Raw genomic sequence first — 13736 nt, 5'->3', positions numbered from 1 at the left:
GCGAAGCAGCAGAGCCACGAAAGGAGCAAGGAATGATCGCACAGGCTGGGCATGAGGCCGCAACCCTCGGCGGCGGGTGCTTCTGGTGCCTTGAAGCAGTGTACAAGGAACTGCGCGGCGTGGTGTCCGTCATGCCGGGCTATGCCGGCGGCCACGTCGACAACCCGACCTATGAACAGGTCTGCGGCAAGAAGACCGGCCATGCCGAGGTGGTGCGCGTGGTCTTCGACCCGCAGGAACTGTCCTACGCGGATCTGCTGCGGGTCTTCTTCACCATCCACGACCCCACCACCAAGGACCGCCAGGGCGCAGATGTCGGGCCGCAATACCGGTCGATCATCTTCACCCATTCGCCCGAGCAGGAAGCAACGGCGAAGGCGGTGATGGAGGAAGTCGCGAAGGCCAGCATCTGGGACGGCCCGCTGGTCACTGAAGTGGTGCCCGAGGCGCCCTTCTGGCCGGCCGAGCCCGAGCACCACGACTACTTCGCGCGCAACCCCTGGTCCGGCTATTGCCGCGCCGTGGTCGCGCCGAAGGTGCTGAAGTTCCGCAAGGTGTTTGCCGACCGGGTGAAACGGCCGGCGGCCTGACGCGCTGGCGCGTCGGGCGCGACTGGAGAGGGGCTCCGCCCCTCTCCAGACCTCACCCCGCCAAAGGCCGCAGGGCCTTTGGAAACCGGTTTCAGCACTGATGTTCTGGCTGCCGAGGCTGCGCCAGGCTTCTGACGGGGTCTTGGAATCCGGGGCGGAGCCGTTGCGGACGGGCCCAGGGGAGAATCCTGGTGAATTGGCCCGTCCCGATGCGGGATGGGTCTCTATGTGCACGGGCGCGGCTTTCGGCACTGATCCCGCCCGTGGCGCCCTGCGCCAGGTGGCGGTTTCCAAAGGCCCTGTGGCCTTTGGTGAGGTGGTTTGGAGGGGCAAAGCCCCTCCAATTCCCAGCGCAGAATAGAGGCCAACCCCTCCGCCGCGCCGGCCGGTTAGGTTGCCGGCAACTGTCCCCGCACCACTCTGGCGAGCGTGCCGTTGATCCGCGTCATCGGCATCGCATTGCGCTGACTCCGTGCTTGCCTCGCCGGTCGGCGCGGCGCAGGTTCCGCCCCTGGCGGCCTCCCCCCGAGGGCCGTCGCGAACACCCATAGGTCCGACCCATGCGCCGTCGCGCTCTTCTGCTAGCTTCCCCCCTGCTGTTGCTGGCACGGCCGGCGGCGGCGGACCTGATCTTCGTGCTGAATTCCGGTGACTCGAGCATCCTCGTGCTCGATGCCGCGACCCGGCAGGAGGTCCGTCGCATCCCGGCGCTGCGTGAGGTGCACCACCTTGTGATGCACCCCAATGGCCGCGATTTGCTGATCGCCGATTCCGGCGGCAACGAGTTGCTGATCGTGGACCCGATGACCGGCGAGCCGCGCCGGCGCGAGCGCGTCTCCAATCCCTATCACCTGGCCTTCTCGCCGGACGGGCAGCACCTCGTCGTGTGCAGCCTGCGGCGCAACCAGGTGGACATCTACCAGGCGTCCGACCTGACGCTGCTGGCCCGGCTGCGCACGCCGGACAAGCCGTCCCACATGGCGTTCCGGCCGGACAGCAAGATCGTCTACGTCACGCTGCAGGGCACCGGCACGGTCATTGCCATCAGCATGGAGACGCGCGAGCCGCTGTGGGAGACCCCGGTCGGGCGCGAGCCCGCCGGGATCATCTGGCACAATGACCGGCTGATCGTCGGCATCATGGGCAGCGACCATTTCGCCGTGCTCAATCCCGTGACAAAGGAGATCGAGCGCCAGATCCCGATCGGCCGCGGTGCGCATACCATCTTCGCGCAGCCGGACGGCAAGGCGCTCTGGGCGACCAGCCGCGTGCAGAGCCGGCTTGCCGAAATCGACCCGGCCACCCTCGACGTCCGGCGCATCATCGAAATCTCCGGCGGCCCTGACTGCATCACCTTCGAGCCCGACGGCCATCTCTGGGTGACACTGCGCTGGGCCGGGCGGATCGCCCGGGTCGATCCCCGCACCGGGGAATACGAGACGAACCGCGTGGGCCGGAGCCCGCACGGCATCTTCTTCCAGACCGTCCGTGCCGAGCAGGTCTAAGGGTTTCGCGCGCCTCGCCGGCGTCCTGTCGCTGGTCCTGGGCGCGCTGCCGGCGGCGGCGCAGACGGCGCCGTCCTGTGCGGCGGGGACGCTCTACCTCACCATCGACACGGGCTGGGGGCGGCAGGCGGAGCAGATCGCCGACATCCTCAAGCGCCACGATGTCCGCGCGACGCTGTTCGTCGCCAATGAACCGACCTTCACGGGGCAGCGCAGCCTCGATCCGAGCTGGGCCGCCTTCTGGCGCGCGCGTGTCGCGGAGGGCCACGTCTTCGCCTCCCACACCGACCGCCACTGGTATTTCCGCGGTGATGCCGGGCCGGGGCGGACGCGTTACGCCTCGCGCGGGCGGGAAGGGGAGGCGGTGCTCGACCAGGCGGCTTTGTGCCGGGAGCTGGAGCAGCCGATCGAACGCCTGCGCGCCCTGGCGCCCGATGCCGTGGTACTGCCGCTATGGCGCGCGCCGGGTGGCATCACCACCCCGGGCGCGCTGCGCATGGCCGAGGCCTGCGGCCTACACCACCAGGGTTGGACCGCGCATGGCTTCCTCGGCGACGAATTGTCGAGCGAGACCAATCCCAACGAGGCGCTCGCACGCCGGGCGCTGTCGACCATCCGCGACGGCGAGGTGCTGGTCATGCATTGGGGCATCCGGTCCCGCCGCGACCCCTATGCCAATGTGCTGGAGACGGTGATCACCGGCCTCCAGGCCCGCGGATTTTGCTTTGCGACGCTGCCGCCGGGCGGGCGGCGCTGACGCCGCTTCAGCTTCCGCTGGGCACGAAGAGGCACTGAAAATTACATTATATCAAATGCATGGTGGGAATCCCCAAGAGGGTAAGCGAGTCGCCGTGCGCCCCTCTTGAATTCTATCCTGCAATAAAATTGTGACATTCAGGCCACAGTCGGCTCAAGGCCAGGTTGGCCCGTGAAACGGAACGGGGGGCGAGGCGCTTGTCGCCATGCGGGGTGGGCTTTGCCGACGCCGCTCTCAGCATATCGCTTCAGGGGAAGAACCCATGACCCGGACACGCCTCCTCCTCCTCACGACCGCCCTGGCCGTGCCGGCCGCGCTTGCCGCGCCCTCCGTGGCTCAGGCCCAGGCGGTGAACGGCCTCTATATCGGCGCTGGGGCCGGCGTGAACTGGCTGACCGATTCCGATGGCGGCAACCTCCAGAGCTTCATCGACGCCTCCGACGTCAATCCGAACAATCTCGGCCTCACGCCCTCGGGCGGGTTCAACGCGTCCTTCGAGACCGGTTTCGCCGGCGTGCTGTCCGTCGGCTGGGGTTTCGGCAACGGCCTGCGTGTCGAGCTCGAGGGCAATTTCCGCTACAATGAGGTCGACAGCGTCACCGCCAGGGGCTTCACCGGCAATTCCGGCGGCCTGGTCAAGTCGTACGGCGTGATGGCCAATGTCCTGTACGATTTCGGCGCCACCGACCATTGGGTGGTGCAGCCTTATCTGGGTATCGGCGCCGGTTATGCCTGGCAGGAATATGACGGCGTGAACCTGCGGGCGCGCAGCACGGCCGGCAGCACGCTTCCGCAGTTCCAGGTGAACGGCACGGATGGGCGCTTCGCCTACCAGGCGATCGTCGGCGCGGCGCTGCCGATCCAGTCGGTGCCGGGCCTCGCGATCACGGCCGAATACCGCTTCTTCGGCACGCTCTCGCCGGAACTCGATGCGACGGCGGTCAATGCCAATGGCGTATTCCGGCGCAGCACGGTGGAGGTGGACAACTTCAACCACTCCATCCTGGTCGGTGTCCGCTACGCCTTCAACAGCGCCCCGCCGCCGGCGCCGGTCGCCCCGGCGGTCGCGCCGGTGCCGGCGCGCACCTTCCTCGTCTTCTTCGACTGGAACCGCGCCGACCTGACCGACCGCGCGCGGCAGATCGTCTCGGAGGCCGCCCAGGCCCGCACGCAGCAGGCCGTCACGCGCATCGAGGTGAACGGCTATACCGACACCTCGGGCTCGGCCCAGTACAATCAGGGCCTGTCGGTGCGCCGCGCCAATGCGGTCGCGGCGGAGCTCATCCGCCTCGGCGTGCCGCGGCAGGAGATCGTCGCCCGCGGCTTCGGCGAGACCAACCTGCTGGTGCCGACCCCCGACAATACGCGGGAACCGCAGAACCGGCGCGTCGAGATCATCCTGCGCTGAGAGAGTGTTTGGAAATGCGCCGGACGGCGCATTTCCGCGTCCGGAACCGGCCCACAGTCCCATCCGGCCACCCCATTCAGGATACTGTCTTTGGGTGGCCGGATGGGGGGCAGTGCCTGACTCTTCAAACGGTCTCTGACGCTTGCGGAAAGGGTGCCGGATGGCGCCGCTTTCATCTTGGCGGGACTGTCTCGGCGCGGCCTGCCGGCGTAGATTGCGGCCTCGATGACCGAGACTTTCACCCGCTTCCTCGACGACATTACCGGCTGGCTGTTCGAACACGTCGTGCAGCCCGCCATGTACGCGCTCGGCCTGATGGATTATGCCGAGGATGCGCTGGACTGGGTTCAGTTCGGCCTCTTCGGGGTGTTCTCGATCCTGGTGGTCTATGTGGTCTGCCGGCCGCTCGAGGCCTGGCGGCCGGTCGAGCCCGTCACCGACCGCCGCGCCATCCGCACCGACATCCTGTACACGCTGCTGACGAGGCTCGGCGTGCTGCCGCTGATCGCCTTCGTGCTGCTGAACTCGCTCAGCGCCTGGTGGGCCGGGACCGTGGCGGATTCCGGCTTCGTGCCGCCAACGCTCGAGACGTTGATCCCTGGCCTGCGCGACCATCCGGTGTGGGCCTTCCTGCTTTATGCCGTGGTCCTCGATTTCGGGGAGTACTGGCGGCATCGCTTCCAGCACCGCTTCGCCTGGTGGTGGGCGCTGCATTCCATCCATCACGCGCAGCGCCAGATGACCTTCTGGACGGATGACCGGAACCACATCCTGGACGAGATCCTCGCCGCGCTGTGGTTCGGCACCATCGCCCTGCTGATCGGCGTGCCGCCCGGCCAGTTCCCGCTGCTGGTGCTGGTCATGCGCCTCGCCGAAAGCCTGTCCCATGCCAATGTGCGCTTGTCCTTCGGTTCGGTCGGCGAGCGGCTGGTCGTCTCCCCGCGTTTCCACCGGCTGCACCACGGCATCCTGTCGGTCGCCGAGATGGGCAAGAACTACGCGGTGCTGTTCCCGGTCTGGGATTGGATCTTCGGCACAGCGGATTTCCGCCGCGACGTCTTCCCACGCACCGGCGATCCCGAAGGCCCGGAAGCCCTGGCCACGGGCGGCTGGCTGCGGCAACAATGGGTCGGCCTGAAGCGCATGGCCGGCGCGATCGCCGGACGATCCGGAGCCTGAGATGAACGCACCGCCCCGCCTCGCCCCGCATTCATCCCATTGGGGCGTCTTTTCGGCAGGATGGCGGGACGGGACGCTGGTGGTCGAGCCCTATGCGGGCGACCCAGACCCCAACCCCCTGCTGCAGAACTTCCCCGAGGCGCTGCACCACCGCGCCCGCATCGCCCAGCCCATGGTCCGGCGCGGCTGGCTCGAACGCGGCCCCGGCAAGGATGACCGGCGTGGGCGCGACGAGTTCATCCCGATGGAATGGGACAAGGTGCTGGACCTGCTGGCCGCCGAACTGGCCAGGGTACGGGATGCGCATGGGCCGGGGGCGATCTTCGGCGGGTCTTATGGCTGGTCCTCCGCCGGGCGGTTCCACCACGCGCAATCGCAGGTGCATCGCTTCCTGAACACGACGCTCGGCGGCTATGTGAAGTCGGTCAATTCCTACTCGGCCGGGGCCTCGGCAGTGATCCTGCCGCATTTCCTCGGGCCGATGGATTCCGTGGCGCGACGCAACGTCACCTGGGAAGCCATCGTCGAACACACGGAGATCTGCGTCGCCTTCGGCGGCATGGCGTTGAAGAACTCCATGGTCGCGAGCGGCGGGGTCTCGCAGCATATCGAGCGGCGCTCGATGAAGGCGGCGCGGGAACGCGGCTGCGACTTCATCAACATCTCCCCGCTGCGCGACGACCTGCCGGAGGAAGCGGGGGCCGAATGGCTGGCCCCGGTGCCGGGTACGGATACGGCGCTGATGCTCGGCATCGCGCATACGCTGCTGGCCGAGGGGCTGCACGACGCCGAATTCATCGCCCGCTACTGCACGGGATGGGAGGCCTTCGAGACCTATCTGACCGGGCGCAGCGACGGCGTTCCCAAGACCGCGGAATGGGCGGCGGCGATCTGCGGCCTCCCGGCGGACACTATCGCGGGCCTCGCGCGGCGCATGGCGGGCAAGCGCTGCCTAATCGCCATGGCGCATTCCCTCCAGCGTGCGGAGCATGGCGAGCAGCCGGTGTGGATGGCAGGCGTGCTGGCGGCGATGCTCGGCCAGCACGGGCTGCCGGGCGGCGGCTACAACTACGCGCTCGGGTCGATCGCGCATTACGGCAAGCGGCACAACGCCGTGCCGGCGGCCGCCCTGCCGCAGGGCAAGAACGGCGTTGGCGCCTTCATTCCCGTCGCGCGCATCTCGGACATGCTGCTGAACCCGGGCAAGCCCTTCGACTATGACGGGCAGAAGCTGACCTATGCCGATATCCGGCTGGTCTATTGGGCCGGCGGCAATCCCTTCCATCACCACCAGGACCTGAACCGCTTGCGCCAGGCCTTCGCGGCGGTGGAAACCCTGGTGGTGCACGAGATCGCCTGGACCGCCACGGCGCGCCACGCCGATATCGTGCTGCCGACCACCATGACGCTGGAACGCGAGGATATCGGCGCCGCGCCGACCGATCCGCTGATGGTCGCCATGCACCGCATCGCCGAGCCCTTCGGCCAGGCGCGCGACGACTATGCGATCTTCACGGACCTCGCCACACGGCTGGGCCGGGCGCAGGAATTCACCGAAGGGCGCGACGCCCGCGGCTGGCTGCGCCATCTCTACGAACCGACGCGCAAGGCGCTGGCGGAGCAGGGCCACCACGCGCCGGATTTCGAGCAGTTCTGGGAGGAAGGCTTCCTGCCCCTGCCGCAGAGCGAGGACGATGGCGGCATCATCCGCGCCTTCCGCGACGACCCGGAGGGCGCGCCGCTGCCGACGCGCACGGGCAAGATCCAGCTTTCCTCCGAGACCATCGCGGGCTTCGGCTATGACGACTGCCCCGGCCATCCGGCCTGGCTGGAACCTTCCGACGCGCCGGCGGCCGGGCGGCCCCTGTGGCTGGTCGCCAACCAGCCGGCGACGAGGCTGCACAGCCAGTTCGATTTCGGCGGCCACAGCAGCGCGAAGAAGCGGCGGGGGCGGGAGGTGATGCGCATCCACCCCGAGGACGCGGCACCGCGCGGCATCGCCGATGGCGACATCGTGCGGCTGTTCAACGATCGCGGGGCCTGCCTCGCCACGGCCTCGGTCAGCGCGGATGTGCGGCCGGGCGTGGTGCAATTGCCGACCGGTGCCTGGTACGACCCCGAGGACCCGCAGGAGGCCAAGGCGCTTTGCGTCCACGGCAACCCGAACGTGCTGACGCGGGATGTCGGGACGTCCCGGCTGGCCCAGGGCTGCACGGGGCAGCTCACCAGCGTCGAGGTCGAGCCCTTCACCGGCAACCTGCCGCCGATCCGCGCCTTCGATCCGCCCGGGGGCTGACCCCGGGCGCTAGGGCGTGCCGCCGGCCAGGCGCTCGACGTAGCGGCGCAGATCCGCCGGCCAGCCCTTGAGGCGGTCGCGGAAGGCCGCATCGTCGCCGGCGAAGAGCGCGCGGGCCGCTTCCTCGAAGCCTGGCAGGTCGCCGCCGGCGGCGGACATGACGCGATAGGCGGCTTCCCGCCGCGCGCGCAGGGTGTCGGCGTCGCGATGGGTGGCGCGCGCCTGGTCGACCAGCCGGCGCAGCGCCGCCGAGACGCCGCCCGGCTGCGTCGCCAGCCAGTCCCACTGGCGGGGCAACAGGGTCACCTCGCGGGCGACCACGCCGAGCGCAGGCCGGCCCCGGCTCCGGGCCGGCGGCGCGTAGCGCTCCCGCAGCGCCGTCTCGTCACCCCGCAGGTCGAGATCGCGCACCGTCCCGCGCGCATCCTCGAAGACCAGTATGCCGGCCTCCGGGCGCGCATCGAGGGCACGCCGGACGGCGAGGGCGACATCGGCAAGGCTGCCATCGGCGAGCAGGCGCGCGCCCTCGAAAGCGGTGAAATGGTCGATGGGTGTGTCGGTCATGGCGCCGCGGAGCCTATTCGCGGCCGATGGACAGGTCAATTATACCCGGGTAAAAATATGCCGACACCAGGGGACCATCACCGCATGAAGACCGACCGCAAGGCGCTGCTGACCGCCTACAGGGAACGCAAGGTCGCCGCCGGCATCTTCGCCGTGATGGGGCCGGAGGCCGGCCAGTGCTGGGTCGGGCTCGCGCCCGACCTCTCGACCGTGTGGAACCGCACGGCGTTCCAGCTTCGCCTCGGCGGGCATCCCTGCCGTACGCTCCAGGCCGCCTGGAGCGCGCGGTGCGGGGAGGACTTCACCTTCCGCGAGGTGGAGCGCCTCGACACCGAGGAGACCGGCAGCGACCTGCACCGGACACTGCGCGCCCGCCTCGCCGTCTGGGCCGAAAGGCTCGCGGCCGAGAAGATCTGACCCGTCGAAGGGGTGCTGCTTCCCGGCCCGCTGCACCTTCCGGACCGGCGTTACGGTGCCTCACGCGCCGCCATCGCCCGTGTGCTCTCATCCATCCGCGCCTCGTAGTTCAGGCCGCGGCGCGTGGCCCAGGTGTTGATCAGGTGGAACAGCGGGATGACCGCCTGGTCGTCCATCGCCACCTGGATCACCTGATGCAGGACGCGCTCGCGGTCCCCGTCATCCAGCGTCGCCGTCGCGCGGTCGACCAGCGCGTCCATCGCCGGGTTGGAATAGCGCCCGGCATTCGACGCACCGCGCCGCTGCTCGCGGTTGTAGGTGCCGATGATGTTGATGGCGGCGTAGGAGGCCTCGCCGGTCGAGGACCCCCAGCCGGCCAGCCGGAAGCCGAATTCCTGCCGCGCCGAGCGCGCCGAGAAGGACGACCAGGGCAGCGCGTTCACCTCGGTGCGGATGCCGATGCGCGTCCACATCTGCGCCACAGCCTGGGCGGTGCGCGCATCGTTCGGATAGCGGTCGTTGGGCGTGGTGAGCACCATGCGGAAGCCCTGCGGGAAGCCGGCTTCGGCAAGCAGCCGCTTCGCGCCGTCGGGGTCGTAGGCCGGCGCCGGCACCGCCGGGTTGTAGGAATAGACCCCCGGCGGCAGCCACTGCCCGGACGGCGCGGCGGTGCCTTCCATGACGCGATCGGTCAGCGCCTGGCGGTTGATGCCGATGGACAGCGCGCGGCGCACGCGGAGGTCGCGGAAGGGATTGGTCGCGATCGGCTGGCCGGCATTGTCGGTGACACCCGGCACATTGCCGTCGCGCGAGAAATCCGCCTGCAGGTAGATCATGCGCAGGCCCTGGATCTGGTGCAGGGCGACACGGTTGTTGGCGCGCAGGCGCTCGATGTCGGTCGATGGCACCTGGTCGATCAGGTCGACATCGCCCGACAGCAGCGCCGCGGTGCGCGCCGTGTCGTTGGCGATGACGCGCCAGATGGCGCGCTGCCAGGGCTCGCGCGGGCCGTAATAGGTGTCGTTGCGCTCGAACTCGACCCGCTCGCCGGGGGTATGGGCGCGCAGGCGATAGGGGCCGGTGCCGATCGTCGCACGGCCGTTGTTGTAGTCCTCGGTGCTCGCGCCTTGGCCGGCATGGCGCGAGATGACGAAGACATAGGACAGGTCCACCGGCAGCAGCGGATGCGGCGCCTTGGTGTGGATGCGCAGGGTCAGCGGATCGACCACCTCGACCCGGTCGACCATGCGCAGGAAGCCGCCGAAGCCGCCGGGGCTGTTGGGCACGTTCGGCGCGCGCTCGAAGGTGAAGACTACGTCGTCAGCGGTGAAGTCGCGGCCGTCATGCCACTTCACGCCAGGGCGCAGCTTGAACTCCCAGACGGTGTCGGAGATGGCGCGCCAGGATTCCGCGAGGCCCGGCTGAGGACGCACCTGCGCGTCGCGCTCGACGAGGCGCGAGAAGATGTGCGCGGCGACCGAGCTGTTCGGCGCGGCATTGAAGAAATGTGGATCGAGGGAGGTGGAGGGCGCCCCGGCCCCCATGGTCAGGGTCTGTGCCGTGGCAGGCAGGGCCGCGGTCGCGGCGAGCAGAAGGGCGAGGCTGGTCTTGCGCATGGACTTCCCGGGTCGTTCCGAAAGCCCCAGTCTCGCATGCCGGCGATGCCCGGAGAATGGGCACTTGCATGGCGCGCGGCCGGGGCCACCATCATGCGCGGATCGCAACGGGAGGCATCCATGCACCGCAGGACGATGATGGCCACGGGGGCGGTGTTGCTGGCCTCGGGCGGCATGGCGCGCGCGCAGCACGCCCATGGCGGCGGGAACATCCCGGCCGACCAGATGTCCGCCCTGCGCGGACCGAATCCCCAGGGGCTGACGCCCGACCAGCTTGCCCAGCGGGTGATCGACAGCCCGGCGCCGGCCGGCCCGCCGGGGCGCTGGGTGTCGCGCGCGCCATTGCCCCTGCCGCGCAGCGAGATGGCCTGGGCGACCTCCTGGGCCGGCAAGCTGCACGTGATCGGCGGCTATGCGCAGGGCCAGGTCGATAAGCCCTATCACCACGTCTACGATCCGGGCGCCGATCGCTGGACCGAGGCCGCGCCCATCCCGCGCGGGGCGAACCATGTCGCGGTCGTCGCCGATGCCGGGCGGATCTATGCCCTGGGCGGCTTCACCGAGCAGAACCGCGCCTCCGATGCGCTCGGCTTCGTCTATGTCGTCGCCGAGGACCGCTGGGACCGCATCGCGCCGATGTCCCGCCCGCGCGGGGCGGCGGCCGTCGCGGCGGTGGCGGGGAAGATCTACGTCATCGGCGGCGCGACGGATCCGGCGGCGGAACGCGCCTCGATCGGCTGGACCGAAGTCTATGACCCGCAGGCCGATCGCTGGTCCCTGCTGCGCGCGATGCCTGCCGCGCGCGACCATGTCGGCGTCGCGGTGTGGGAGGGGAAGATCCACATCATCGGCGGTCGCTTCAACACCTTCGAGAACAACACCGCGCTGCACCACGTCTATGACCCCGCCACCGACACCTGGCGGCTGCGCGCGCCGATCCCGACACCGCGCTCGGGCCATGGCATGGTGCTGCTGAACGGTCGCATGTGGTGCTTCGGCGGTGAGGAACGGCTCTACGACGCGCAGAACCGTCCGATCGACCGGGTCATCGGCAGCCTGGAATCCTACGACCCCGCGACCGACACCTGGCAGAGCCACGCGCCGATGCCGACGCCGCGGCACGGCCTTGGCGCGGCGCTGCTGGGCGACTGGATCCATGTTGCCGGTGGCGGGCCGATCGTGGGCGGCGGCATCCAGACCTCGGTGCATGAGGCCTTCACGCCGACCTGACCCCGGCGGCGCGTAACCGGGCGGCCGCCGGCGGCGAAGGCCAGCCGAGGCCAGCCCGGAGACCGCCCCATGCCCAGCCCCACCCTTCGCCGCCGCATCGCCCTGGCCGGCGGCGCCGTCGCCGCTGCCGCCGGACCGGCCGCGGCCCAGGATTCCGGCCTCGTCACCGTGCCGAGCCCCCATCCGGTGCGCGAGACCATCGACCGCTTCAGCGCCGCGGTGCGCGCCGAGGGCTGGGTCGTCTTCACCGAGATCGACCATGCTGCGGCCGCGCGCGCCGTCGGCATGACGCTGGCGCCGCGCACCGTGGTGCTGTTCGGCAATCCGCGCGCCGGCACGCCGGCCATGGCGGCGACGCCGCTGCTCGCCATCGACCTGCCCATGCGCGTGCTGGTCTGGCAGGACGAGGCCGGCCGCACCCAGGTCACGCGCAGCACCGGCGAGGATATCGCGACGCGCCTCTTCGCCCGCCATGGCATCGCCGTGCCGCCGGATGGCCGCCGCGCGACCGACACCTTCATCGCCGGCCTGGTCGCGCAGGCGGTGGGCTGAGGTGGTGGCGCGGCCGCACCGGGTCGGTCTGGCGCTGGGCCTGACCGGAACTCTTCTGGTGGTGCTGGCGATCCAGGGGCTCGGCGATCCGGCGCTGCTGCCGCTGCTCGGCGTGACCATGGCGCTGGGGGTGGCCTTCACCCTGCTCGATTTCGGCTTCACTGGCGGCTATCGCGCCTTCCTCGCGGAGGGCGACGGGCGCGTGCTCGGGGCCGGCTTCATCGTGCCGGCGCTGGTCGCGCTGGTGGTGGTGCCGGTGGGAACGCTCACCGAGGACCATGGCCGCTTCGTCGCCCCGGTCGGCCTGTCGCTGCTGATCGGCGCGCCAATGTTCGGCATGGGCATGATGCTGGCCAATGGCTGCGGGTCCGGCACGCTGGCGGCGGCAGGGCAGGGGTCGCGGCGGATGTGGGTGGCCTTGCCCTTCTTCTGCCTGGGCGGGGTGCTCGGCAGTCTGGTGCTGCCCAGCACCCTGCGCCTGCCCGGCGTGACGGTTGATTTCCCCGCGCTGTTCGGCCCGTGGGGCGGGCTGGCCGTGACCGAGGTGCTGCTGCTCGCCGGCGCGTTGGCCGTGCTGCGCGGGCAGGCGCCGTCACGCCGCGCGTTGGTGTCCGGTGCGATGGTCGCGGCACTCGCCGTGCTGGTCTTCCTGGTGACCGGCATGCCCTGGGGCATCACGCTGGGACTGACGCTGTGGGGCGCGAAGGCCGTCGCACCTGTCGCCCCGGCGCTGGGGGCCACCGAGTTCTGGTCCGATCCCGGCATGGCGCAGATGCTGGCCGGGCCGGTCTTTGCCATGTACGGGGCGCTCGGCGATGCGGGACTGTTGCTCGGCGCGTTGGTCGCGGCGGCGGCGAGTGGCAGGCTGCGTCACGGCACGCCGGTTGGCGGACGCGGCGCGGCGGGCGCGGCGCTGGGCGGGCTGCTGATGGGCGTGGGCGCCCGGCTGTCCTTTGGCTGCAACATCGGCGCCTTCCTGGGCGGCGCGGCCTCGGGCAGCCTGCATGGCTTCGTGTGGTTTCTGGCGGTGCTGCCGGGGGCGGCGCTGGGGCTCCGGCTGCGGCCGGTCTTCGGCCTGTCGGGCATCGCGCGCCCCGCACGCTTGCGGTCATCGGATGCGTGACGGGGAGGATGGCGCGTGGTGCGCCATCCTCCGTGCCCGTCACCGACGCGACGGCGTCATCTGCACTTCCTCGACATAGACGACCATCTCGCTCGATCCGGTGCCGATGGTCACGGCGTGACGCGGACTGATGGCGGCGGGCGCGCCCATCAAGGCGGTCTGCGTCATCATCATGCGGCCTGACGCATCGCGATAGACGGTCATGGCGCCTTCGCCGACGCCGATGGTCACGGCCTCGAGCTGACCCATCGGGTCGGCGCCGTGCGGGATCGCCGCGGTCGCGGTGCGCGGCATCATCATGGCGTCGACATAGATCACCATCTGGTTCTCGCCGCTGCCGACGGTGATGGCGAAGCGGCGCGGCTGCGGCGCGGGCGCCGTCTGGGCGAAGGCGGGCGCGGCGGTCAGGCCGCACAGCAGCACAGCCGCGGCCATGCGCATGGTCCGGGTGGACATGGTCGGTACTCCGTCCTGTCAGGGTTGGGCGGCACCGTCATCG

The 13736-nt window shown here is 70.1% G+C and carries 13 protein-coding genes; 10 read left to right on the top strand and 3 right to left on the bottom strand.

The features are described from left to right. Positions 1 to 32: 32 nt before the first annotated feature. The 6 genes from msrA to KPL78_RS17500 all read left to right on the top strand — a co-directional run bounded on the left by msrA (position 33) and on the right by KPL78_RS17500 (position 7735). Entirely contained in the window at positions 33 to 590 is a 558-nt protein-coding gene (msrA, locus tag KPL78_RS17525) for a peptide-methionine (S)-S-oxide reductase MsrA (protein ID WP_219764278.1), read from the top strand. 560 nt (positions 591 to 1150) lie between these two features. Next, entirely contained in the window at positions 1151 to 2095 is a 945-nt protein-coding gene (locus KPL78_RS17520) for a YVTN family beta-propeller repeat protein (protein ID WP_219764277.1), read from the top strand. Continuing rightward, positions 2079 to 2852 (top strand): polysaccharide deacetylase family protein, encoded by a 774-nt coding sequence (locus tag KPL78_RS17515; RefSeq protein ID WP_219764276.1) that lies wholly within the window; start codon positions 2079 to 2081, stop codon positions 2850 to 2852. Before KPL78_RS17520 ends, KPL78_RS17515 begins: the two co-directional genes overlap by 17 nt. A gap of 262 nt (positions 2853 to 3114) precedes the next feature. Next, positions 3115 to 4260 carry an OmpA family protein gene (locus KPL78_RS17510; protein ID WP_219764275.1) on the top strand — a complete coding sequence of 382 codons (1146 nt, stop codon included), beginning with the start codon at positions 3115 to 3117 and terminating at the stop codon, positions 4258 to 4260. Positions 4261 to 4485: 225 nt separating this feature from the next. Beyond that, entirely contained in the window at positions 4486 to 5439 is a 954-nt protein-coding gene (locus KPL78_RS17505; protein WP_219764274.1) for a sterol desaturase family protein, read from the top strand. Position 5440: 1 nt separating this feature from the next. After that, positions 5441 to 7735 carry a molybdopterin guanine dinucleotide-containing S/N-oxide reductase gene (locus KPL78_RS17500; protein WP_219764273.1) on the top strand — a complete coding sequence of 765 codons (2295 nt, stop codon included), beginning with the start codon at positions 5441 to 5443 and terminating at the stop codon, positions 7733 to 7735. Positions 7736 to 7744: 9 nt separating this feature from the next. Here KPL78_RS17500 and KPL78_RS17495 read toward each other — a convergent pair whose 3' ends face one another. Next, the gene (locus tag KPL78_RS17495) at positions 7745 to 8299 is read right to left on the bottom strand and encodes a DUF2239 family protein (protein WP_219764272.1); all 555 of its coding nucleotides are present in this window, start codon (positions 8297 to 8299) and stop codon (positions 7745 to 7747) included. Positions 8300 to 8383: 84 nt separating this feature from the next. Here KPL78_RS17495 and KPL78_RS17490 point away from each other — a divergent pair, with 84 nt between their 5' ends. Continuing rightward, on the top strand, positions 8384 to 8716 hold the full coding sequence (locus KPL78_RS17490) for a GIY-YIG nuclease family protein (RefSeq protein ID WP_255569150.1): 333 nt from the start codon (positions 8384 to 8386) through the stop codon (positions 8714 to 8716). Between the two features lie 50 nt (positions 8717 to 8766). Here KPL78_RS17490 and KPL78_RS17485 read toward each other — a convergent pair whose 3' ends face one another. Further along, a complete protein-coding gene (locus KPL78_RS17485; RefSeq protein WP_219764270.1) occupies positions 8767 to 10332 on the bottom strand; it encodes an ABC transporter substrate-binding protein in 1566 nt (521 codons plus the stop codon). Positions 10333 to 10452: 120 nt separating this feature from the next. On the opposite strand from KPL78_RS17485, the gene KPL78_RS17480 reads away from it, so the two are divergent. From KPL78_RS17480 to KPL78_RS17470, 3 genes are all read left to right on the top strand, one after another. Next, positions 10453 to 11562: a Kelch repeat-containing protein gene (locus KPL78_RS17480; RefSeq protein WP_219764269.1), complete on the top strand. Its 1110-nt coding sequence runs from the start codon at positions 10453 to 10455 to the stop codon at positions 11560 to 11562. Between the two features lie 69 nt (positions 11563 to 11631). Next, positions 11632 to 12114, top strand: coding sequence for a DUF302 domain-containing protein (locus KPL78_RS17475; protein ID WP_219764268.1), 483 nt, complete (start codon positions 11632 to 11634; stop codon positions 12112 to 12114). 4 nt (positions 12115 to 12118) lie between these two features. Continuing rightward, positions 12119 to 13237 (top strand): YeeE/YedE thiosulfate transporter family protein, encoded by a 1119-nt coding sequence (locus KPL78_RS17470; protein ID WP_219764267.1) that lies wholly within the window; start codon positions 12119 to 12121, stop codon positions 13235 to 13237. A gap of 39 nt (positions 13238 to 13276) precedes the next feature. Here the strand turns inward: KPL78_RS17470 and KPL78_RS17465 are convergent, their stop codons facing one another. Further along, positions 13277 to 13693: a hypothetical protein gene (locus KPL78_RS17465; protein ID WP_219764266.1), complete on the bottom strand. Its 417-nt coding sequence runs from the start codon at positions 13691 to 13693 to the stop codon at positions 13277 to 13279. Positions 13694 to 13736: the final 43 nt, after the last annotated feature.

Source organism: Roseomonas alba, from assembly GCF_019430885.1.
Classification (GTDB): Bacteria; Pseudomonadota; Alphaproteobacteria; order Acetobacterales; family Acetobacteraceae; genus Neoroseomonas; species Neoroseomonas alba.
This window is presented reverse-complemented; position numbering and strand designations above follow the sequence as displayed.